Below are 21428 nucleotides of genomic sequence, written 5' to 3'. Positions count from 1 at the left end.
TTCTTAATTTACCGTCCCGCGCTGGCGATTCCTTCCTGCTCAGCCCGAATCGCAGCTTTGATCGCCTGATACATCTGCGTGTAGCCGGTACAACGGCATAGGTTCCCGCTCAGCGCGTGGCGGATATCTTCGTCGCTAGGTTCGGGATTGCGCTCGAGCAGTGCCTTCACGGTCATGATGAAACCGGGCGTGCAGTATCCGCACTGCGCCCCTCCCCAGTCTCCATATGCCTTTTGGATCGCGGCCATCGCGCCATGCTCAGCGACACCTTCTACGGTTGTGATTTCGGGCCCGCGTCCTTCATCGTCAGCCGATAGTGAAGCGGCGATCATCGTGCAGGAGAGCATGGGAGTGCCATCGATCAAGACGGTGCACGCTCCGCAGGACGAGTCGTCGCAGCCGCGCTTCGAGCCGGTAAGCTGCAGGTCCTCGCGCAGCGCATCCAGCAGTAGCTTCGAGGGCTCAATAGCCACCTCACGCGACCTGCCGTTTACCCGCAACTCGATCAGCTCTTTTTTCATTACGTAAACTACCTAAGCATACTCGCTTCCTGCGGGATCTCTGCGTGCCTACACATGTCGGGATTTGTTCTCAATAAATCGGAACGCTCGAATCCACGACTCGCGACCAGCGATCGATGCCTCCGGCAACCGACTGCGCCTTTTCAAAGCCCTGCTGGCGCAGCCACGCGGTAACGTTCATCGATCGCACCCCGCGATGGCAGATGACGACGATGTGATCATCAGGATCAAGTTCCTGAACACGCATGGGAATGTCCTGCATGGGAATGAGTCTAGTCCCGTCGATGTGCGCGGCCTGATACTCCCAAGGCTCGCGGCAATCGAGAAACGTGAACTCCTCGCCTGCATCGCGCAGGCGTTTCACTTCTTCAGGCTGGATTTCGTAGTCCATCAGTAAGAAGGGGGAGCGAGCACGAGGCCACAAAGTCGAGACAAGAGGTCACAAGGGCTTTTCGTGGCCTTCGATTTTTCCTTTCTTCGTGACATTCGTATTCGCCCCTTCCTTGGTTAATATCCGTAATCTGCAGGCGCCGAATAAGAATGCTTTTTGACCTTCAACCCATCCACGCGCTCGCTTTCTAACACTCTTAAGTATTCACTGCGGTCACGCACTCCATCAACCCACCTGGAACGCCAACGTTCAAACTCGTCCGACGTCTTAGTTTCGACGTGGTATGCGCGAAAGAAGTCATTATCGCGGCTGTAATATCCCTGCACCGGCGAGGGATGCGCCGCGAATGGCTCGTGGACAACGGCCGAAACGAGAAATCCAGGAATCACCGTGCGATTCGGATCGCTTGCAATCACTTCAGGATCGACAATCTCTTCCGCAACAACAATCACCTTCTTCGCTGCGCGCACTGCCTCAAGCATGACTCCGAAGTTTCCCCAGCAGTGTGCATTGCCCTCGGCATCTGCTCGTTGCACATTGACGATGGTTACATCCGGTACGATTGCGCGAACTGCCAGGAGTGTCTCCTTAGGTTCAAAAGGGGAAATAATCTGATAGAAGAAGTGATTGCCTTTAGGTACATCGCTGCCCATCGCTGTCCGTGTCGGAAGAAAAGGCACGCCCATGGCCGCGGCTTGCAGCCCCAGCGCAATCGTGAAATTCGTCATGTTGAAGACGCGAACCTCGCCTGCTTCAACCGCGTGGCGGAAGTTGTAGGCCTGTCCCATCATGACATTGCCTACCCATGCGGCGACGATGTCCTTCACGCATCCGGCGCCGATGAGTTGATCGAATAGGCAGTCAGAGATAGGACCAATCAGGCGCAGGTCGCGCTTCTTTTGCCGGATCATTTCATGTCCGGCAGCAAAAGGGATCATCTGTTCAAGCTGCAATCCAAGGGCAACTGATGAGCCGTCGGGCACGAATTCTGCAATGGCGTCACGCATGGAACGGAGCTTCGTCACGGGCGTCATTTTCCCTTCCACTGCGCCTCGCGCTTTTCCATCCAGGCGCGAATTCCTTCCCGAGCATCTTCGGTCTGAATTAGTTCTTTGAGATAAATCTCCTCGGCACGCGCCAATCCTTTTTCAAAATGTGCGGCGTCCCAGGAATAGAGAGCGCGCTTAGCGTGCGCCAGCGCTGCCGGGCTGAGGACCTTCAAGCGCCGCTCGTATTCAGAAACCGCTTCATCCAACTTCATCCGAACGGCGCGGCTTGCAAGTCCCATTTGCACAGCCTCTCTGCCATCAAACATACGTCCGGTCAGGACCAACTCCGCTGCTCGCTTCTGGCCGACAACTGCGGCAAGAGCGGCTGCAGCAACAGGTGGGAAGCAGCCGAGTTTAATCTCGGGAAATCCCCAATGCGCACTCTCGGCGGTGACAACGATGTCACAAGCCATTGCCAGTTCTGCCCCGCCGCCGAGGCAATAGCCGCGCACGACGGCCAGAGTCACTCTTCGCGTTCGCACAAGCTTTCGGATTATGCCGTGAAATTTCTCCAGCATCTCTTGAACTCTGTCCGGCGCGTGCGATTCAATGTCCACGCCAGAGGAAAAGTGCTCGCCTGAGCCGGAGATCACGATCGTAGAGATTTCAGATTGGGATTCAATATGCTCCATCGCTCGAGCGAACTCCTCCATCATGGGAATGTCGATGACGTTCTGCTTGCCATGGACGAGGATCAGGCGTGCGAACGGGGGTTCACTGAGGAGCTGAATTCGCGATGGGTCTGCGGATTTCATTCGTTTAGAACTCGTGCATCTGAAAGCCGAACAACGTGCTTCCGGCCGCCCTCGGCCGGTACAAGGATTGTTCGAGCGACACTGCCCGATACCTGAGAACCGTATACGGAACTTAAGACATTTTTTCCCAGGGAGGTGCCGGAATCGCAAACTTCATGATTCGGACCCTCCTTGTACCGGCCGAGGGCGGCTGGAAGCACGTAACCATCGACTCACTGTGCTCTGGCACCGATTCTCAAGACGTCCAAAATGCCTGCTTGTCGTACTCGCGAATTGCCTTCAATTCATCAACGGATGGCGGCATGGTTTCGCTTGCGCCATCTGCCGCGCGCAGCTTCCATCCTGTTGAAGCCACCACTTCATCGACGCTCACACCCGGATGGTGTGAGTGCAGGTACGCCTCCCCGTCCAGACCAAAACGTAAAACCGCTTTTGTGGTGATCACTGCTGAAGGACCACCACGTCGCAGGCCAACGCGTTTGCGGTATCCGGCTCCATTTCCGTTTCCGGGACTGGTGATGTACGAGACGCGTTCCGGCAAACGGTGCTTTTCATGGTCAATCATCGCTACAAAGCGATGGGCCAGAGAAGCGATATCGCACGCTCCCCCCGAACCGGGCAAACGCACGATACCGTTCTTACCTTGTATCTGCGTGGAATTCAGATTTCCGAAACGATCTATTTCGGCCGCGCCAAGAAAACCCAGGTCTACTCGACCAGCCTGAAGCAGGCTCATAACGCCCATCATGTCTAAGCACTGAGTCGCATTTAAAAGGTTGGGAGGATCCGCCATCGTGTAGATCAACTCTGGCACCGGCTTGGTCCGAATCACACCGTTTTCGAACAGTCCCACGCAGTTGGGCGCGTGAGTTCGCTTCGCCACAACAAAGGCGATCAGAGGCAGGCGCATGCCGACGAAGACCACTTCGCCGTCGTGGATCTCGCGCGCAGCCACCGCAACCATGAGCTCGCCGAGCGTGGAGCTCATTTCGCGGTGAAGACCGCCGAGCGCTTTTCGATGTAGGCGTTAAGCCCTTCCTTGGCGTCGTCGCTCTGGAAGAGAAGCTGCTGATTCTCGCGCTCCAGTGCAAGACCCGATTCAATCGGAACCTCCCACCCACTCTGCACCGCCCGCTTAATGCGACCAACAGCCAGCGCGGCCTTGTTCGGAGGACAAAACTGGCGGGCGTACTCCAGAACATTCGACATGAAGTTGTCCCGCTCGAAAGTGTCGTTGACCATTCCGAGCTCCTTCGCTTCCGCGAAAGTGAACGTCTTACCCAGTGCCATCAGCTCGATTGCCTTCGATTTCCCGACGAGTCGCGACAATCGCTGTGTTCCGCCTGTGCCGGGCAAGACGCCGAGGTTCACTTCGGGAAGACCAATCTTGCCTGAATCCTTGCGCGCGATGCGAATATCCGCCGCCATAGCGATCTCAAGGCCGCCGCCAACGCAATGTCCATTAATCCCCGCGATTACCAGTTTTGGCGTGTTCTCCAGGCGCAGCAACGTTTCGTTCGCATGCAGACAGAAATAGTACTTATAAGTCGGATCGACGCTGCTGAGCATATTGATGTTCGCGCCGGCGGAGAAGAATTTATCGCCCGCGCCCGTGAGCACAATCACATGCACGTCCTCATCCATGCGGGCCCGCAGAATCGCCTCATCAAGCTGGCGATTCATCTCATACGTATACGTGTTGGCCGGAGGATCGTTCATTTCTAGAATGGCAACGCCGGCATCCCGCCGGAAGTTGATCAAGGTCTTCTGTGCTGATTCGATAGTCGTGGACATACAGACTCCTCGTTCAGACCTATGTGAACCTTGCATTGTAGCCTGTCGCTGTTGGCATTTTCGTAATCGACGAATCGCGACATCGCCAACAGACGGACATCTCTGCTCCTGCGTTTGCGCTTCCAACTTCGTTTGAGTCCTATTCCCGCGAGGAAGAACTTATGCCGACGTTCACGGCCGATGTCGAAGAAATCCGCAATCGAGCGCGCAAGAAGATCGAGGAAGGCGCGATAACCGAAGCCTACAAGGGTGATGTCCCGAAGACGATCCAGATCCTGAACGAAGCTCTGGCTACGGAGATTGTGTGCGTTCTCCGCTACATGCACCACTACTTCATGGCGACCGGTGTTCATGCAATGTCAGTACGTGACGAATTCAAGGAGCATGCCGACGCCGAACGCGAGCACGCCGACAAGATTGCGGACCGCATTCAGCAGCTCGGCGGCAAACCGGACTTCAATCCCAAATCGCTGCTCGAACGCTCAGCTTCGCAGTACGTAGAAGGCAGCAATCTCGCAGAGATGGTCAAGGAAGACTTGATCGCGGAACGGATCGTCATCGAAGTCTATACGGAAATGATTCGCTATTTCGGTGACAACGACCCCACGACTCGCATTCTTATTGAAGCGATCCTGCGCGACGAAGAAGAGCACGCCAGTGATCTAAGTGACCTGCTGTTCGTGATCGATCCGCACACTGGCCAGACCGAAGGCCAGGATCCAGGGACTCACGCAATGCGCTTCGCGTCCCAAACTGGGACAAAGAAGCCGGCAGCGTGAAACGAGCCGCTGAGCTCCTGAGCTTCTAAGAGCAAGTCTCCCGATCACATTGCAAGATAACAATCGTGTAGCGGTTTCTTGGAAAAGCCTCATGCAGAAACTGCAGCAAGAAACCGGAATCATTTCTCCTGATCAGTTCGGCTTAGAAGCTCAGCAGCTTAGTAGCTAGTGACTGCTCGCCACTGCTGCCGTAGTCACCTCTTCCGACACCATGGGCAGAGCGCCGAACTGTTTCAGGATCACCATCTTTGATTTGCCTTCGCGCCCACCGGGAACGTAAATGAGTTTGCGCTCGGAATCGAAGGCCAGGCTGTGTCCTTTTACGTCGGTCTTCAGCTCACTGTCGTATTGGAGCTGCCGGCCTTTCACGCGCATAACGGTTACGGTGCCATCGCTTGAGGCGGCGTATAGCACGTTCCCCGCTGAGTCGAGCCACAAACGGTCTGTGCCTGCGGCTACAGGAATGCGGCTAAGTTCGGCGCCGGAATCTGCGTCGAGAGCGAGAACTGCGAAGCGAACTGCGACGAACAAAGTTCGCGATGTTGAAACAAGGATGATTCCAGTCGGCTGCGATGCCTTCAGCTTCATCGTGTGAATTGGCTTGGCGTCGCGTTCTAGCGAGGCGGGATACGCAACTACCATGTTCTGGTCTTCCAGCGTCACAAAAATGGCATTGCGAAGTGGATCGTAGACCATCAGATCGGGATCGCCGCTCACGTCGATGATCTGCATTTCGCGATTGATCTGGTGGCTGACAAGAGTGAGCGATCGGGCGTACGGATTCGTCGCAACCAGATTCGTTGTGCCGGGAAGAAGCAGCAGGTTCTCCGGTGCGCGGCTGAGTGCAATGCGCTCTTCAACTTGCCAGTTCGTGCTGTTGATCACCTCAATAGAGTTCGTCCCAGCATCGGCGATGTAAACCCGATTGTTCGCATCGTCAACGGCGACACCGCGGGGACTCACTATCCCGGAGATCTCAGCCACAAACCGCCGCTTCGCCGGATCAAAGATGTCCACCTTGGCCGCCCCATCGTGCGCCATTACCAGATAGCCTTTGGCGAAGGCGAGCGTCTCAAATCCGGGGCGGCCAGAGATATCGAGCATCGCGATCTCGCGCAACTTCGCCGCAAACAGCGAAAGCGGGAGAAATAAGAGAACGAAAAAGGCAGCTTTGGAAAAACGCATCACCGGTCCAGGAGAGAAGCAGCTATTTACACCAACAGCTTGGGATGCATTTCAGAGTTGATCTGCTGCCCGCATCCGACCCTGATCGGGGAACCTTCCCCCAAATTAGCCTCCAAGTGGCGGTTCTGCATCTCACCTAGCGGTCAAACGGCAACTTCCGCTAACGTTTGGTGCTTGTTAGAGTTCCAGAAGTAGCAGCAGAGCTGCAGAATAGCCTGTAAACTGAAAGCCTGCCGGAACACTGAATATCACGATTGCCTTCCGGCACTCTCTTTGCATGCCCGAGAAAGTCTTAATAGTTGACGACGAAGAGCCCGCACGTACAGGCGTCGCCGAATTGGTGGGGTCCTGGGGATACCGCACCGAAATGGCCAAGGATGGCCTTGAGGCGCTGGACAAAGTTATTGCCTGGTCTCCTTCCATCGTGGTGACCGACCTCGCGATGCCTCGAATGGATGGCATGGAACTCATCCAAAGGCTCGCCGAACAGCCACAGGAATTAAAGGTGGTTGTGGTGACGGCCAACACTGAAATCGCAGCGGCCGTAGAGGCCATGAAGCTGGGCGCTTACGACTACATCACGAAGCCTCTCGACTTCAAACGTCTGAAGGCGATCCTACAGAACGCGTCGCTGTTGCAGGACACTGAGCGCGAACTTGAAGTCACGCGCAGGAACCTGCGCAATTCCGGAGCGCTAGGTCGCATGGTCGGAAAATCCAAGAAGATGCAGGAGATTTTCGCTCTGGTCGAGCGAGTCGCTCCAACCACGGCATCCATCCTCATCACCGGCGAGAGTGGAACGGGAAAAGAAGTCGTTGCGCGCACGCTGCATGATCTCAGTGCGCGCAAAGCGAAGCCCTTTGTCGCCATCAATTGTTCTGCGATTCCCGAAACACTCATCGAGAGCGAAATTTTTGGACACGAGAAAGGCGCCTTCACCGGAGCCCTTGAGCGCCGTGCCGGATGCTTTGAGCTTGCTGAAGAGGGCACGCTACTTCTCGACGAAATTGGCGAGATGCCCATCGCTACGCAAGCCAAGCTGCTACGCGTTCTCGAAGACAAAAAGTTCCGGCGTCTGGGCAGTAAGGTTGAGACCGAGGCCAACGTTCGCGTGCTAGCGGCAACCAACAAGGTTCCGGAAGAAGCGGTAGCGGCAGGGCAATTGAGAAATGACTTGTACTATCGCCTGAACGTTTTCAACATTCACATGCCTCCCCTGCGCGAGCACAAGGAAGATTTGCCCGATCTGGTGGAAGCGCTTATCGACGATCTGAACGAGAAGCATGGAACTGGGGTTTCGACTGTTGACGACTCGGTGATGAAGACGTTTCAGACCTACAGTTGGCCGGGAAACGTACGCGAACTGAGGAACACGATCGAGCGCGCAGTTATCCTTGCCGGCGGCAGAGTCATTGAGACGAAACACTTGCCTCCGGGCTTCGGCACCGCGCAGGTGAGAACCGCAGAGTTGGATCCGAACGCGATCCATCTTGGCGTAGGCACGACCGTCGAAGAAGCAGAAAAGCAACTCATTCTGCGCACGCTGGCGAGCACGAGCAACAACAAGACGCGAGCCGCAGAGATTCTCGGCATCAGCCTGAAGACTCTGCACAACAAATTGAAGGAGTACGGTTCGAACGGCAGCAACTTGGCCGAAGCTGCCAATACTTAATTCCGCACGAACGCTCTGGCGGGTTTGTGAGCTTCCATGCGATTGAAGATCAAGCTGGTAATCGCGATCAGCCTGATGGTGGTTGCCATCGTGCTGACGCTCTCGACTATCTACGTCGCCCAGCTTGTCCACCACGTCATCAGCGACGGCGTCGACAACGGCGAGTACGCCGCGAACCAGATCGTTCATTTCACCCGCGACGCCATCGATCGAGACCTGAAGGATCTGAATACCACGAAGATCGATCCAGCCGACCAAAAGCAGATCAACGATTTCATCGTAGAAAGCCTGCAGATGGATGGCGGACTCAACGACCTGCTCGAGTCGCAGATCGGGTATTCCAAGATCATCAGTGATGCCACAGTAGTTGGACCTGATGGTCGCGCAATTCTGCACAGCGATTTTCTTCAGGTGGGTAAACCCGTGCCGGACCGGCCGAGCTTGGGCGAACTCGAACATGCCAAGTTTTGGCGGCAGCTACAGGTCGTCTACGGCCCAATTAAGACCTACGCAATCAAGATTCCGCTCGAGCGCAATAACCAGCCCTTTGGTTCGGCTCAGGTTGGCATCTCGTCAGTTTTCATCCAGACGACGCTGCAAAAACCTTTGAATCGTGCGCTCACGTTTTCGGCCATCGCCATTCTCGTTTCCCTGGTTCTCGCAGCAACGCTTTCTAGCTTTGCGCTTCGTCCGCTGGCTGCAATCTCACGTCGCTTGGACCAGATGAGCGCCGGCGAGATAACTTCACCTCCTCCCACAGAACTCAATCGCGCTGACGAATATGGAAACGTCAGCTCGAAGATCGAACGCATCGGCAGGCAGATGCGCACGGTCAACGAAGTATTTGCGGCGCTGCAGGAGAATGTCGATCAGATCATGGCCAATCTCCAGGATGGCCTGATGCTGTTTACACAGGATCAGCGCGCCGTGCTTGTGAGCGCCTCGATCGAGACCTTCCTCGGCAAACCAAGATCCGAGATGCTGGGCAGCTATGCCGAGCAGATCTTTTCCCGGCACACGCAGGTAGGCCGCAGCGTGCTGAATGCTTTTGCCGGTCACGAACCTATGAACATGGTCGAGTTGACGGGCGATAACGGGACCGAGGTTCAGGTCTCGCTCGACTTCATTGAGGAAGGCGGACAGCAACTGGGAGCGCTGCTCACCATGCGCGACATGGAATCGATGCGCAAGATCGAAGGCGAAATCGAAGTTTCCCGGCGCATGGCCAATATCGGCAAACTCACCTCCGGCGTAGCCCACGAGGTCAAGAATCCTATCAATTCCATCGTGGTGCACCTGGAGATACTGCGCAACAAACTGAATCAACCCGACGCCGACACTGAACGGCACATGGACGTGATCGAAACCGAAATTCAGCGGCTCGACCGCGTCGTGCAGACGCTTGTCGACTTCACTCGTCCAGTCGAATTGCGGCTTAGCGAGACCGATCTTCGCACACTGGTCGAGCAAGTCGCGTTTGTGGCAAAGCCGGACTGCGAGCGTCAGGGAGTGCACCTGGTGACAGAAATCACATCCGAGCCGCTGATGGCCAAAGTCGATACCGACTTAATGAAACAGGGTCTGCTCAATATCATTATCAACGCTGCGCAGGCCATGGAAAACGGAGGCACGCTCACCCTCCGTGCGCTGCGCAGTGATGATGAAGCACAACTTGAGATCCAGGATACCGGCCCCGGAATACCACCCGCGATCCGTGACAAAGTCTTCAACCTTTACTTCACCACGAAAAAAAGTGGCAGTGGCATCGGACTGGCGATGACATACCGCATCCTGCAGCTGCATAATGGATCAATACATTTCGATACCCGAAGTGGTGAAGGAACTACGTTCTACCTGAATCTTCCTCTAGTTCGCACAGAGCAAGGACAGCAGCGCGACCTCGTGGCACAGTCTTAATCATGCACGTTCATTTTTATCAGCGTTCCTGCATAATCAGCCTCGCAGTCACTCTGTTGCTCGTCTCAGGCTGCAACAAGAAGAAGCCGCAGGTTCCCGCAGCCCAGGCTCAGGCACCGACAGTTACTCAGCCAACACCACAGCAGCAGCAAGAACCTCAGACAGCTCCGGCGCCAACGACTCCGCAGCCGACGCCGACGACGGAAGAACCTGCTACGACGACTCCAACTCCAGCACCTGAAGTAAAAGCGCAAAAACCCTCGCCGATTAAGCGGCACAAGGCCACTGCCGCAAATGGGCAGAAGCAGCCCGCAACTGGGACGACCGCGAAGAAGACACCGCCTCCCGCAACCAGTGCTCCTCCTGCGAACACGGCCGTAGCGAAAGCGACGGCTCCTGCAGCGCCAGAGTCGGGAGTAGGACAGATCTCGCCGGATATGTCACAGCGCGCCGCTTCGCAGACGCAGCAGAGCACCAATCAGCTGATTGATACAACCGAGCAGAATCTACGGAATCTGAATCGCACGTTGAGCTCCGATGAGTTGAATATCGTGTCTTCAATCCGCAGCTACATCAATCAGGCCAAGTCAGCGCTGAAGGATCAGGATCTGGAGCGCGCTCACAATCTGGCCGCCAAAGCTCGGCAGCTCTCGGAAGGGCTGCTGCACCCATAGATACCGATACCTGCTAGAGACGCAGAATGCTGCGTCTTCACGATGCTGCTTGGAGAGAGCCGCCTCTTTATATTTCGTGCCTTCGCGTTCCGCAGGGTTACACCTGCGTCTTGGATTTTAGCGTCCTCCAGCTGGAGACGAAGCACGCTGAGTCTCTATCTATCTATCGCTCCACTCAGGTACATGGCCAGGAGTCCAGGGCGCGCCCGCCTTTTCCATATCGTCCTCGAGCTTCTTCAGATCGGCCTCGAGTAACTGACGGAGTTTCGAAAGCTGCTCGCCGAACTGCTGTGCAGCCACGTTGTAAGAATCGATGTGCGTCTGTGTTGGACGGCCGGTCGAGAAGCGCTCTTCGTCTTCGACTTGGTTGATGCGATCGTTGATTGCTACCAGCGTGTTCTCCTGACGGTGGCGCAGCACTGTGTCCCCTCTCATCGCGCGCATGATGTCGCGCAGACGATTCTGGATGTCGTCTGTGCGAGAAACGAGCGAAGACATGTCGCCTGGAGTATCCCGCAGCGATTGCCGGATCGCGGTCAGCCGCTTATCAACGTCACCTCCAATCTGCACAGCTCCGGTGAGCGCACGATTAAGTCGCGCGACCTTCTGCTGGAACTGATGGAGCGCAGCTCTGTCGGGTTCGTTCATCTGCTCTGCACCGAGTGCGTTTACCTGGAACTGCACAGGACCAGCGAGGCGCTGCGTCTTGCCATCCACTCGCGATTCCAATGTCACAGAGTACTGCCCCGGCATGACCAGCGGTCCGGTCGGAGGCTGAAAGAACTCGCCGAAATCTGCTTCATCGGGCGACGGAGTGTGGAGTTCTGATGGTGGATAACGCAGGTCCCACGAGACACGGTTGATGCCGATTTCATTGCTAGCAGCGACTCGACGGATCGGCGTGCCGCTTGCGTCTGAGATGACAACGTACACCGTAGGCGGCTGCTCTTCGGCTTCCGCGCGAATCTGATCCATGGTTGGATAGCTGACTGGCGCAGTTCCCTTTTGGTCCTCGGCTTTTTTGTTCTTCCCATTGTTCTCGGTGGTCTGAGCACCTTCTTTGCCCGGCTGCTTCTTTTCCTGTTCCTGCCGAGTTTCCTTTTTGGTCTTGAATTTGTCCTTCAAGTAATAGGTGAAGGTCGCGCCGTAGGGGGGATTGTCCGCTGCAAAGTACGTGGCCCCCAGATGCCCGCGTCTGCCGCCGATAGGACGCTGCTCGATGTACATCAATGGGTCGCGGACCGGGAAGAGAGCAGCGTTTTGCTGAAGCCGCTGCGCGTTGACGTTTCTCAGTGGCGTGAGATCGTCAAGGATATAGAAGCCGCGACCGAAGGTCGCGATCACAAGGTCGTTTTCGCGCTTTTGGATGACGATGTCACGAACCGCAATCGTCGGCATGCCGCCTTTGAGCTGCGTCCAGTGACTGCCTCCATCCAGCGTGAAGAACAGGCCGAACTCGGTGCCTGCAAAGAGAAGCTGCGGATTGACTGGATCCTCAGCGATGGCAAGGACGACTCCGTTCTCAGGTAAATTGCCCGACATCGAACTCCATGTGCGGCCGTTGTCGCTGCTCTTCAGCAAATAGGGTTTGAAGTCCCCCATCTTATGGTTGTCGAAACTCGCGTAAACAACGTTGGCATTGTGCTGCGAGGGGAGTAGTCGGCTCACGTAAGTCATATTGGGCACGCCGGGGAACTTGTCGTACTTCGTCCAATTCCCTCCTGCGTCGTTGGTCACCTGGATCAAGCCATCGTCGGTGCCAGCGTAGACCAGTCCATCCTTCTGCGGCGACTCGGCGAGCGCCACGATGTTGCCGTAAAAGGATGTGGAAGCATTCTTGGCGACGGCGTCCGGTCCCCAGAGGCGTCCCATAACTGGAAGCTTGTCGCGATCGATCTGGCGGGTTAGGTCCGGGCTGACAGCCTTCCAGGTGTCGCCGCGATCGTCACTGCGGAACAATTTGTTCGCAGCAAAGTACAAGCGTGTGCGCGAATGCGGGCTGATGATGATGGGCGAGTCCCAATTCCAGCGCAAGGGAACGTTGTCTGCACCGGGCTGTGGTTGAATGCCGATCTGTTGGCCCGTGCGCCGGTCGAAACGCGTCAGGTTCCCATATTGGTACTCCGCGTAGACTGTATTCGGGTCCTCAGGATCGATTACCGAACGAAATCCATCGCCGCCCTGAGTAATGAACCAGTCTTCATTGCCGATGCCGCTGACTTTCAGGGTCCTGGAGGGTCCGCCTACACTCTCGTTGTCCTGCGTACCGCCGTAAACGTAGTAGAAGGGCTTCGAGTTATCGACGGCGACATCGTAAAACTGGGCTACCGGCAGATTGTTCTTGTAGCTCCAGTTCACACCGCGATCGAAACTTTCATACACGCCGCCATCGCAGCCCACGAGGTAATAGTTCGTATCCGCCGGATCAATCCAGATCACGTGATTGTCCACATGCTTGTATCTCTCGCCGAGGTTACGGAGTGTCTTGCCACCGTCGTCGGAAACACGAATCAGCACGTTCATTAGGTAAATACGGTCGACGTTCTTCGGATCGGCAAAGATTTGGCCGTAATACATCGCCGTGGTGTCGTAGGGGTTGCGCCGCTCCCATGTGGCTCCGCGATCAGACGAGCGGAAAATCCCGCCTTTATCCTCGGCAGCCTCGATCGTCGCGTACACCATGTTGTGATCCAGGGGCGAGATCGCGAGGCCGATGCGGCCCATATCCACCGTCGGCAGACCTGACTTCAATTTGTTCCAGGTGTTTCCGCCGTCGACGGAGCGATAGATCGCGCTTTCGGGTCCACCATCAATCAGAGTCCACACATGACGGCGACGCTGGTATGCAGCGGCATAGATCGTGTCCGGATCGTCGGAGTCGATGACAACTTCGGCAAAGCCGGTGTTCTCGCTTACGTTCAGAACTTTCTTCCAGGTCTTGCCGCCGTCGCTCGTTTTGTAAAGTCCGCGATCGCCGCCGGGTGACCAGAGCGGCCCTTCCGAGGCGACGAAGACGATATTGCTGTCTTTCGGGCTAATCGCAATTCGGCCGATGTGCTCAGAATGCTTCAGACCAACATTCGTCCAGCTCTTTCCTCCATCTTCGGATTTGTAAACTCCGTCACCATAGTCCACGCTGCGTTGTGAATTGTTCTCTCCAGTTCCAACCCACACGATTGCAGGATCGCGGGGATCGAGTTTTACATCGCCGATCGAGAATGATCCCTCGTTCTGAAAGACAGGAGTCCAGGTCTCCCCATCGTTATCGGTCTTCCACACGCCACCGGAGGCTACTCCGACGTAATACTGCGCGCGGTTGAACGGATTCACTGCCAGCGAGGTCACGCGACCAGAAACAAATGCCGGACCAATGCTGCGCAGACGCAATCCCTTATACGTATCGGCCGAGGTGAGTGGGTCAGCCGGCTTCTTCTCGCTGGGCTTCGCTGCCGCCGCTGGTAGTGGCTGGGGTGGAGCAGGTTCCGTGCGCTTCGGCTTGCGTCCAGGAGGGACTTCCTCATCGCCTTCCTTCTTCTGTCCTGGCTTCGCCGTCGTCGAAGCCTTCTCCTGCGTCGCCTGATCTGAGGACGGAGTGGATTGTGGTGTTGGTGGAGTGTTGTCTTGAGAAAAACCGAGACTTGCGAGGAAGACCAAAGTAGACGCGAGTTTTCGCAACACGCACGCTCCTGACAAAAGTGAAACGGAATGTATACAGGAAGTGCGTGGAAAGTTACAGGGCTATGGGTCCCATGCGAGTGGAACCAGGGAGGAGCGAACACCGTTCACTTGCGCTCAGGCAGGCTTCGGTCGCGAAGCGAACCCGAGGTCGCGGAGGAACACACCTATAATCTTGTGAAATGCCAAAACGTCTCTCTGGTCATAACACCAAGCACATCTCGCTTCCCAAAAATCATTGTTTCGCTTGCGGTAAGGACAATCCTCAAGGAATGCGTCTGAAGTTCTTCTTCGACGAAGGTCACCATCGCGCCTGGTGCAAGGTCAGGCTGCAAAGGAAGTATCAAGGCCCTCCCGGTCACGCGCATGGAGGCATCATTGCCACCTTGCTCGACGAGGCCATGGGCAAGGTCAACAAACTCCGCTCAGTAGTCGCGCTCACTTCATCGATGGCAATCGAATATGTGAAGCCGGTTCCGCTCGGCAAGACGTTGCTGGTGGAAGGAACTGAACAGCAGGTTCAGGGACGCCGCCATTTCAACGCAGCTGAGATCCGCGATGAAGCAGGTCAGGTTTTGGCGCGGAGCCAGGGTGTGTTCATTGCTGTAGACCCAGAGAAGTTGAAGCAGAAGTTCGCGCAGGGTGGAATTTAGTCAGGACATGCCGACTCCGCCTACACCTTCACAAGAATCCGCTTTTGATAGAGAACCCACGCCACAAAGAAGCAAACCAACACAAAGCTCACCGCCCAACTGAGCGAGGCCAAATACGGATTGCTGAAAAGAGGTGCGAAGAGGTTTTTGTACAAAACCTGTTTGCTTGCGCTCCCGTGAAAACGAAGAACGTGCAGCGTAGAGTCGAGCCAGCTCGCGAAGCAATAAAGGAATAAGGGATTGACGCCGAACATCACAAACGGAGTGCTCCAGCCTTTCCACCCGCGAAGATCTACCAGCCAATAGCAAACGCCTAGTACGAATAATGCAAAGCCCGCAGTGAACAGGACATAAGAACTGGTCCAGATCATTTTGTTGATCGGGAACCACAGGTTCCAGATCTCCCCAGCGATGAGTCCGACCGCGCTTGCGGCGAAGACTCCAGCTAATTTTTGCAAAGGACTTCTCGCGGATCGCATCCACTCGCCGCAGAAGACGCCGAGCAAACACGTCGCAATCGCCGGAAGTGTGCTGAGAATTCCCTCAGGATCGAAGCGATGTGCGATCCAGAGATGGTTGTACATAACGGCGCGATCGATATAGGCAGCTAGGTTTCCATCCATGGTGAGAACTCCGGCGCCGTAGCCGGGCACAGGTACTCGCACCATCAGGATCCAATAGCCGATCAGTAAAGCAGCCGACACGATGGCTCGCGTGACGCGTCCGGTGTAGAGGACGAGCAACGATGTGATCAGATAAACCATGGCAATTCGCTGCAGCACTCCCGGAAAACGAACCGTGTGCCAATGGAAGCTGGGATATGCGTGGAGCAAGAATCCCACAGCGAAGATGATGGCGCTGCGTTTCAGCGCATGCAGGAGCAGAGTCTTCCTGGAATCGCCGCGAACGACACGCGCAGCGAATGAGAACACCATGGAGACACCCACGATGAAGACAAAGAAAGGAAAGACGAGGTCGGTAGGCGTCCAGCCATTCCATTTTGCATGCTCCAGCGGCCAATAGACGTGCTCCCAATCGCCCGCGTTGTTCACGAGAATCATCCCGGCGATCGTTAGGCCGCGGAAGCCGTCGAGCGAGGTGAGGCGCGTGCTAGTCGGGAGGTGCGTGAATGTCGCTGCGGCCGGTCGAGATTCGACGACTGTGCTGGCCATGGTCACTCCCTGGGCGTTCCGAACGTCCTGCCGTGCAGAGATTATGCCACTCCTTCCGCTCGCATTTGAAACCAGCCCATTCTTGCCCAAGCTGCTAAAATTAGAGTTCCCTTCCATCCAGTCGCGATGACCGGAGGGAGAGGTGCGCCTGGAGAGTGCTTTATGTCTGACATGAATGGAAATGGTTTGAGACTCAAGACAGGTCTTGCGGAAATGCTGAAGGGCGGCGTGATTATGGACGTCACCACCGCCGCGCAAGCCGAGATTGCGCAACGCGCGGGTGCGGCAGCGGTGATGGCGCTCGAGCGTGTACCCGCTCAGATCCGCGCCGAAGGCGGAGTCGCCCGCATGGCGAAGATCGCCGTGATCCGCGAGATCATGCAGACTGTCGACATTCCAGTCATGGCCAAGTGTCGAATCGGACATTTCACTGAAGCACAGGTTCTGCAGGAACTCGGGGTGGACTACATCGATGAGTCCGAAGTTCTCACGCCGGCAGACGAGGCGCATCATGTCGACAAGCAGGCCTTCAAGGTTCCATTTGTCTGTGGAGCCCGTGATCTGGGCGAGGCTCTGCGCCGCATCGCCGAAGGCGCGGCGATGATTCGTACTAAAGGTGAAGCAGGAACCGGCGACGTAGTGCACGCCGTGAAGCACATGCGCCAGATCGTCAAAGATATGCGCTCGCTGACGGTGCTGGGCGAAGAAGAACTTTATGCGGCTGCGAAAGAGCTGCGCGCTCCTTACGAATTGGTTCGTATGGTCGCGAAGAACGGCAAGCTTCCTGTTCCGAACTTCTCTGCGGGTGGAATTGCTACTCCGGCAGACGCGGCCCTTGTACGCCAGCTCGGAGCTGAGGCAGTATTCGTCGGCTCGGGCATTTTCATGAGCGACTCCATCAACTTTGCTCCTGCAAAGGAAGCAGAGATCCGCGCTCGCGCTATCGTGCGCGCGACCACGCACTTCGACGATTCCAAAGTCTTGCTCGAGGCGAGCGAAGACTGCACCGGCGCAATGAAGGGACTGGCCGTCGCTGCGATGTCGGAAGCGGATATGCTGCAGAAGCGCGGCTGGTAAATCGGGCCCCCATCCTTGGCGAAAATCTTGGATGGGAAACACCTGCTTGTCCTGAAGCCTTTCGCTCGCTTAGTCATCGAAATACACGTGTCCGATCAACTCACAATCGGAGTTCTCGCCCTCCAGGGCGACTATGACGCTCACCGGGAGACGCTGAGCCGCCTCGCTGTCAACAGCGTTCTGGTCCGTAAGCCTGAGGAGTTGGACGATATTGACGGTCTCATCATCCCCGGTGGGGAGTCTTCAACCTTTCTCAAATTTCTCGAGCGTGAGGGCTTTCTCACCAAGCTGCGCGATTTCGTCGCACAGAAGCCTGCCTTTGGCACCTGCGCTGGCGCAATACTCCTGGCGAAGGAGGTTACCAATCCAAAGCAGGAAAGCTTGGGCGTCCTGGATATTGGCATTCAACGAAATGCGTATGGCCGGCAGATCGACAGCTTGATCATGACTTGCCCAACCAGCCTTGATGGGGAGCCGATGGAGATGGTTTTCATCCGGGCTCCACGCATAGATCGCACTGGTTCAGGAGTCGAAGTGCTCGCTGAACGTGACCAGCATCCGGTGCTGGTTAAACAAGGAAAGACTCTCGCCGCAACGTTTCACCCTGAGCTCTCTGCCGATACCCGCGTCCATGAGCTGTTCTTGAACATGGTCCGGGAGCAGAAGAACTCGAGTGATCGGACAGATTCGGTGAAATTAGAAGTGTGATCAGGGAAGCGGCTGCTGAAGTGCCAGCTGGAGCCTGGAAAATTCGGTTCTCGCTTCATCCCGATCACCCGATGGCCCGACCACCCGATTCTCCTGATTCTGTTGGCGCACAACCCCAAACCGTGCTCAAATTGTGATGGCATACCGCCATGCCTGCAGTAGAAACCAAGGTCCCTTCGAAGGTCAGTGCACCGGATTCCGGCGGGCGCGGCCCGCATAGCAAACTTCCCACCGGCGGCGGCGGTGACGGTGAATGGAGCCACCAGCCTGCACCGCGTCCCGGAGACCGGTTGAAAAGCGCACGGGTTGCTCTTGCGGTGTTGATGACCACTTCGGTAACGCTCTTTGCGACGCTCGCCATCGGCTATCTATGTCTGCGACGCGGAGAAACTGTCTTTGACCGAGTGAGTCAGACATACATTCCAGTCTGGAAACCGATCTCCATCCCGTCCCTTCTCTGGTGGAACACCCTGTTATTGGTCCTCAGTAGCGTGGCGCTGGAATTGGCGCGCCGAGAATACTTTCGCGACACAGCTCTGCTGGAGGAATGGCTCGGTCTTACACGATCGGCTCTGCGCCGAGCTTTTCCATGGCAGGTCCTGGGAATCCTGTTTGCCGGCGGCTTCATCGCCGGGCAGCTCGACGCATGGAGCAAGCTTCGAGCTCAGGGAGTATTCCTCGGCAGCGGACCCAGTAGCCAGTTCTATTACTTTCTAACCGGACTCCATGGGCTGCATCTGCTTGGAGGCATTGGCGTCCTAATCCTGTGCATGATCGCGGGCTTTGCCGGGCAACGCGTCGAATCGCGGAGAGTGATGACCGACATCACAGCCTGGTACTGGCATGCGATAACGGTGGTCTGGTTTGGAATTTTTGCCTTGCTAAAAGCGTCCGTCTAGCAATTCTCTTCGAAAACCTCCAGAGCTCTTAAATCCACCGCATAAATCTGAAAAAATAGCGTTCTTCCTCTAGCAGGCACATGTGCGGCCCTTCAAAATTGCAGTATTGGATGTCTCATTGATTAAGGTCTTAATCCTAATTTGTGTAGCAATCTACTATTTTTCATTGCTTTTCAGGCCGATTATTCATAATATCGGAGGTTTTACGGGTCGTTCTGGAGCCTTCAGAGAGCAACGGCTTTGGTCAAATTCGGTCGTGCTTATCTGAATCCAGAGGGGTTAGCTAGTAATCGAAATAATTGATCATAATAAAGGCAGGTAGAAATCATGGCTAAGCGTCGCGGAAATCCGAACTGGGGAAAGCCGGAGCCCATTGGCCCGGTAGTTCCCGTGGTTACATCGTTTGAGCAGGCGGTGAAGGAGTTCAAACTCCTGCCCGACCAGTATCTGCGTTCCACGCGTCTGCGCGAGTGGGCTCGTAAAAACAAGAATTCAAAATACATTCCCGAGCCCCTCTTGGAAGCTTGGGGATTTGAAATTGAATCGACTCTGTAACCAGAGTTGTTCCTCAAAAGGCCGCCGCGCAAGGCGGCCTTTTCACTTTGCATAGAAACTGTTGGCATTACTGTCGGCCAGTCATCGAAAATAGAGTCGGCTCGTATGGGTCTTAACGAAGCGCAAATTATTTCACTGGTGATTGCAGCCAGCTTTGCCGCTGGGCTGAACGTCTATGCGATGTGCGGAACGCTCGGACTTTTGGGTCACTTTCAGGTCGTACAGCTTCCGCAGACCCTGCACGTAATCGAGAATCCATGGGTTGTCGCGGCATCGCTGGCGATGTTCGTGTTGCATTTCTTTGCGGATAAGATCCCGGCCTTTGATCTCCTGTGGAATTCAATGCACACCTTTATACGAATCCCACTCGCAGCGTTAGTCGCATATGGAGCGACATCACAGCTGAGTCCTGGCACTCAAGTAGCCAGTACCGCATTGGCCGGCGTGATCGCTGCCGTAGCACACACGGGCAAGTTTGCCGCTCGAGCGGCGGTTACCCCGTCTCCGGAACCATTTTCCAACATAGCGCTGAGCGTCGGTGAAGACACAGCTGCGGTGGGCCTCACGTGGTTCGCCACGGTGCACCCCTACTGGACGGCAGCCATCGTCCTCGTTCTTCTGGTTCTCACGGTAATTCTGATCCGAGTGTTTGCCCGCGCGGTGCGCGCGTTATTCACCCGTGGAATGACATTCTGGCGCCGTCCTGAAACTCCCCAGGCGGCTCAGCCTCCCGGCTGCCTGATGCACTAGAATTGTGTCACGAGTTCCATATCAAGGTCATGAATAGCCCCTTTACCGACGTCCAGACCGCCCTCGCCGCAATTCGTCAGGGACGGATGATCGTCGTCGTGGACGATGAAGACAGGGAGAACGAAGGCGATCTCACCATCGCGGCGGAGTTTGCAACACCCGAGGCAATCAACTTCATGGCCAAACATGGGCGAGGGCTCATCTGCCTGGCGCTCACCGAAGATCGTCTCGACTATCTGCGGCTGGGAATGATGACCGCCCACAATACCTCCCAGTATGGAACTGCCTTTACCGAAAGTATTGATGCACGCGATGGCATAACCACCGGCATCTCCGCGTACGATCGCTCGCGCACGATCAAGGTTGCGATCGATCCTGCGAGCCGACCGTCAGACCTGGTAAAACCGGGACACACCTTCCCATTACGCGCGTGCAAAGGCGGTGTGCTGGTGCGAGCGGGACAGACCGAGGCAGCCGTAGATCTTGCCCGTATGGCCGGCCTCATTCCCGCCGGCGTCATTTGCGAAATCATGAAAGAAGACGGCACTATGGCGCGGGTGCCGGATCTGACCGAGTTCTGCCAGGAACACGGATTGAAGATGCTGACAGTGGCTGAACTCATCCGTTACCGCATGCAGCATGAGCGCTACATCCAGCGCATTGGTGAGGGTATTCTACCCACACGTTATGGAGAGTTTCGTCTTGTCGCTTACGAGTCGGAAGTGGATGGAGGCGAGTCCCACGTTGCGCTGCTTTATGGCGATGCCGGCGAAGGAGATAGTCCCGTTCTGGTCCGAGTTCACTCACATTGCCTGGTTGGAGACGTGTTTGGAACCACTCTCTGTGAATGCAGTGCTGTACTGGATCGCTCCATGAAGATGATTGCCGACGCTGGTCGAGGAGCCATCATCTACCTGCATCAGACGGCAAAAGGCTTCAACGTGCGGGAGATGGTTGGGGGCAGTGCGCTAACGTTTGAACATGAGAGCCGCGAGGCTCGAAACCCAGAACATCAGCGCCGAACGCAGAGGCAGATTGGATTGGGAGCTCAGATTCTGTCTGATCTGAATCTCCGCCGGATTCGGCTGCTAACCAATCATCCGCGGCGAGTTCCGGCACTCGAAGGGTTCGGTATCGAAATCGTCGAACAGGTTCCCATCTCTACCATCGCAGCCGCCGCTCAGCCCCACAAATAGCTAGTG

General features: G+C 56.0%; 20 protein-coding genes. 11 read left to right on the top strand and 9 right to left on the bottom strand.

Annotated features, from left to right (window positions below):
* Positions 1–8: 8 nt before the first annotated feature.
* The 6 genes from DMG62_14700 to DMG62_14675 form a co-directional block, all read right to left on the bottom strand.
* Positions 9–521 carry a hypothetical protein gene (locus DMG62_14700; protein ID PYY22216.1) on the bottom strand — a complete coding sequence of 171 codons (513 nt, stop codon included), beginning with the start codon at positions 519–521 and terminating at the stop codon, positions 9–11.
* Between the two features lie 70 nt (positions 522–591).
* Complete coding sequence (locus tag DMG62_14695) at positions 592–912, bottom strand: sulfurtransferase (protein PYY22215.1); 321 nt, start codon at positions 910–912, stop codon at positions 592–594.
* A gap of 116 nt (positions 913–1028) precedes the next feature.
* Positions 1029–1946, bottom strand: coding sequence for a CoA transferase subunit A (locus DMG62_14690; protein ID PYY22214.1), 918 nt, complete (start codon positions 1944–1946; stop codon positions 1029–1031).
* Complete coding sequence (locus DMG62_14685) at positions 1943–2716, bottom strand: enoyl-CoA hydratase (GenBank protein PYY22213.1); 774 nt, start codon at positions 2714–2716, stop codon at positions 1943–1945. The genes DMG62_14690 and DMG62_14685 overlap by 4 nt, the downstream gene beginning before the upstream one ends.
* A gap of 235 nt (positions 2717–2951) precedes the next feature.
* Complete coding sequence (locus DMG62_14680; GenBank protein PYY22212.1) at positions 2952–3704, bottom strand: CoA-transferase; 753 nt, start codon at positions 3702–3704, stop codon at positions 2952–2954.
* A complete protein-coding gene (locus tag DMG62_14675) occupies positions 3701–4510 on the bottom strand; it encodes an enoyl-CoA hydratase (protein PYY22211.1) in 810 nt (269 codons plus the stop codon). Before DMG62_14675 ends, DMG62_14680 begins: the two co-directional genes overlap by 4 nt.
* Positions 4511–4671: 161 nt before the next feature.
* On the opposite strand from DMG62_14675, the gene DMG62_14670 reads away from it, so the two are divergent.
* Positions 4672–5289, top strand: a complete 618-nt coding sequence (locus tag DMG62_14670; GenBank protein ID PYY22210.1) for a bacterioferritin — start codon at positions 4672–4674, stop codon at positions 5287–5289.
* 165 nt (positions 5290–5454) lie between these two features.
* Here the strand turns inward: DMG62_14670 and DMG62_14665 are convergent, their stop codons facing one another.
* Entirely contained in the window at positions 5455–6474 is a 1020-nt protein-coding gene (locus DMG62_14665) for a hypothetical protein (protein ID PYY22209.1), read from the bottom strand.
* A 277-nt stretch (positions 6475–6751) separates the two neighbouring features.
* Here DMG62_14665 and DMG62_14660 point away from each other — a divergent pair, with 277 nt between their 5' ends.
* Genes DMG62_14660 through DMG62_14650 form a run of 3 tightly spaced genes read left to right on the top strand, consistent with a single transcriptional unit; the run spans position 6752 to position 10737 of the window.
* Positions 6752–8146: a transcriptional regulator gene (locus DMG62_14660; GenBank protein ID PYY22208.1), complete on the top strand. Its 1395-nt coding sequence runs from the start codon at positions 6752–6754 to the stop codon at positions 8144–8146.
* A gap of 36 nt (positions 8147–8182) precedes the next feature.
* On the top strand, positions 8183–10063 hold the full coding sequence (locus DMG62_14655) for a PAS domain-containing sensor histidine kinase (protein ID PYY22207.1): 1881 nt from the start codon (positions 8183–8185) through the stop codon (positions 10061–10063).
* 2 nt (positions 10064–10065) lie between these two features.
* Complete coding sequence (locus tag DMG62_14650; protein ID PYY22206.1) at positions 10066–10737, top strand: hypothetical protein; 672 nt, start codon at positions 10066–10068, stop codon at positions 10735–10737.
* Between the two features lie 159 nt (positions 10738–10896).
* On the opposite strand, the gene DMG62_14645 is transcribed toward DMG62_14650, so the two are convergent.
* The gene (locus tag DMG62_14645; GenBank protein ID PYY22205.1) at positions 10897–14391 is read right to left on the bottom strand and encodes a glycosyl hydrolase; all 3495 of its coding nucleotides are present in this window, start codon (positions 14389–14391) and stop codon (positions 10897–10899) included.
* Positions 14392–14594: 203 nt separating this feature from the next.
* Here DMG62_14645 and DMG62_14640 point away from each other — a divergent pair, with 203 nt between their 5' ends.
* Entirely contained in the window at positions 14595–15065 is a 471-nt protein-coding gene (locus DMG62_14640) for a PaaI family thioesterase (protein ID PYY22204.1), read from the top strand.
* Between the two features lie 20 nt (positions 15066–15085).
* Here DMG62_14640 and DMG62_14635 read toward each other — a convergent pair whose 3' ends face one another.
* A complete protein-coding gene (locus tag DMG62_14635; GenBank protein PYY22203.1) occupies positions 15086–16354 on the bottom strand; it encodes a DUF5009 domain-containing protein in 1269 nt (422 codons plus the stop codon).
* A gap of 45 nt (positions 16355–16399) precedes the next feature.
* Here DMG62_14635 and DMG62_14630 point away from each other — a divergent pair, with 45 nt between their 5' ends.
* The 6 genes from DMG62_14630 to ribB all read left to right on the top strand — a co-directional run bounded on the left by DMG62_14630 (position 16400) and on the right by ribB (position 21422).
* Complete coding sequence (locus tag DMG62_14630) at positions 16400–17314, top strand: pyridoxal 5'-phosphate synthase lyase subunit PdxS (protein ID PYY22202.1); 915 nt, start codon at positions 16400–16402, stop codon at positions 17312–17314.
* 87 nt (positions 17315–17401) lie between these two features.
* Complete coding sequence (locus DMG62_14625; protein ID PYY22231.1) at positions 17402–18022, top strand: pyridoxal 5'-phosphate synthase glutaminase subunit PdxT; 621 nt, start codon at positions 17402–17404, stop codon at positions 18020–18022.
* Positions 18023–18171: 149 nt separating this feature from the next.
* A complete protein-coding gene (locus DMG62_14620; protein ID PYY22201.1) occupies positions 18172–18921 on the top strand; it encodes a hypothetical protein in 750 nt (249 codons plus the stop codon).
* A 327-nt stretch (positions 18922–19248) separates the two neighbouring features.
* Complete coding sequence (locus DMG62_14615) at positions 19249–19476, top strand: hypothetical protein (GenBank protein PYY22200.1); 228 nt, start codon at positions 19249–19251, stop codon at positions 19474–19476.
* 105 nt (positions 19477–19581) lie between these two features.
* Positions 19582–20226, top strand: a complete 645-nt coding sequence (locus DMG62_14610) for a DUF4126 domain-containing protein (protein ID PYY22199.1) — start codon at positions 19582–19584, stop codon at positions 20224–20226.
* 29 nt (positions 20227–20255) lie between these two features.
* The gene (gene ribB, locus DMG62_14605) at positions 20256–21422 is read left to right on the top strand and encodes a 3,4-dihydroxy-2-butanone-4-phosphate synthase (protein PYY22198.1); all 1167 of its coding nucleotides are present in this window, start codon (positions 20256–20258) and stop codon (positions 21420–21422) included.
* Positions 21423–21428: the final 6 nt, after the last annotated feature.

It is taken from the genome of Acidobacteriota bacterium (assembly GCA_003225175.1).
GTDB lineage: Bacteria > Acidobacteriota > Terriglobia > Terriglobales > Acidobacteriaceae > Gp1-AA112.
This window is presented reverse-complemented; position numbering and strand designations above follow the sequence as displayed.

Coding starts and splice junctions, on each gene's coding strand:
- DMG62_14700 (PYY22216.1), bottom strand. CDS start 521: ATGAAAAAAGAGCTGATCGAGTTGCGGGTAAACGGCAGGTCGCGTGAG.
- DMG62_14695 (PYY22215.1), bottom strand. CDS start 912: ATGGACTACGAAATCCAGCCTGAAGAAGTGAAACGCCTGCGCGATGCA.
- DMG62_14690 (PYY22214.1), bottom strand. CDS start 1,946: ATGACGCCCGTGACGAAGCTCCGTTCCATGCGTGACGCCATTGCAGAA.
- DMG62_14685 (PYY22213.1), bottom strand. CDS start 2,716: ATGAAATCCGCAGACCCATCGCGAATTCAGCTCCTCAGTGAACCCCCG.
- DMG62_14680 (PYY22212.1), bottom strand. CDS start 3,704: ATGAGCTCCACGCTCGGCGAGCTCATGGTTGCGGTGGCTGCGCGCGAG.
- DMG62_14675 (PYY22211.1), bottom strand. CDS start 4,510: ATGTCCACGACTATCGAATCAGCACAGAAGACCTTGATCAACTTCCGG.
- DMG62_14670 (PYY22210.1), top strand. CDS start 4,672: ATGCCGACGTTCACGGCCGATGTCGAAGAAATCCGCAATCGAGCGCGC.
- DMG62_14665 (PYY22209.1), bottom strand. CDS start 6,474: ATGCGTTTTTCCAAAGCTGCCTTTTTCGTTCTCTTATTTCTCCCGCTT.
- DMG62_14660 (PYY22208.1), top strand. CDS start 6,752: ATGCCCGAGAAAGTCTTAATAGTTGACGACGAAGAGCCCGCACGTACA.
- DMG62_14655 (PYY22207.1), top strand. CDS start 8,183: ATGCGATTGAAGATCAAGCTGGTAATCGCGATCAGCCTGATGGTGGTT.
- DMG62_14650 (PYY22206.1), top strand. CDS start 10,066: ATGCACGTTCATTTTTATCAGCGTTCCTGCATAATCAGCCTCGCAGTC.
- DMG62_14640 (PYY22204.1), top strand. CDS start 14,595: ATGCCAAAACGTCTCTCTGGTCATAACACCAAGCACATCTCGCTTCCC.
- DMG62_14635 (PYY22203.1), bottom strand. CDS start 16,354: ATGGAAGGGAACTCTAATTTTAGCAGCTTGGGCAAGAATGGGCTGGTT.
- DMG62_14630 (PYY22202.1), top strand. CDS start 16,400: ATGTCTGACATGAATGGAAATGGTTTGAGACTCAAGACAGGTCTTGCG.
- DMG62_14620 (PYY22201.1), top strand. CDS start 18,172: ATGCCTGCAGTAGAAACCAAGGTCCCTTCGAAGGTCAGTGCACCGGAT.
- DMG62_14615 (PYY22200.1), top strand. CDS start 19,249: ATGGCTAAGCGTCGCGGAAATCCGAACTGGGGAAAGCCGGAGCCCATT.
- DMG62_14610 (PYY22199.1), top strand. CDS start 19,582: ATGGGTCTTAACGAAGCGCAAATTATTTCACTGGTGATTGCAGCCAGC.
- ribB (PYY22198.1), top strand. CDS start 20,256: ATGAATAGCCCCTTTACCGACGTCCAGACCGCCCTCGCCGCAATTCGT.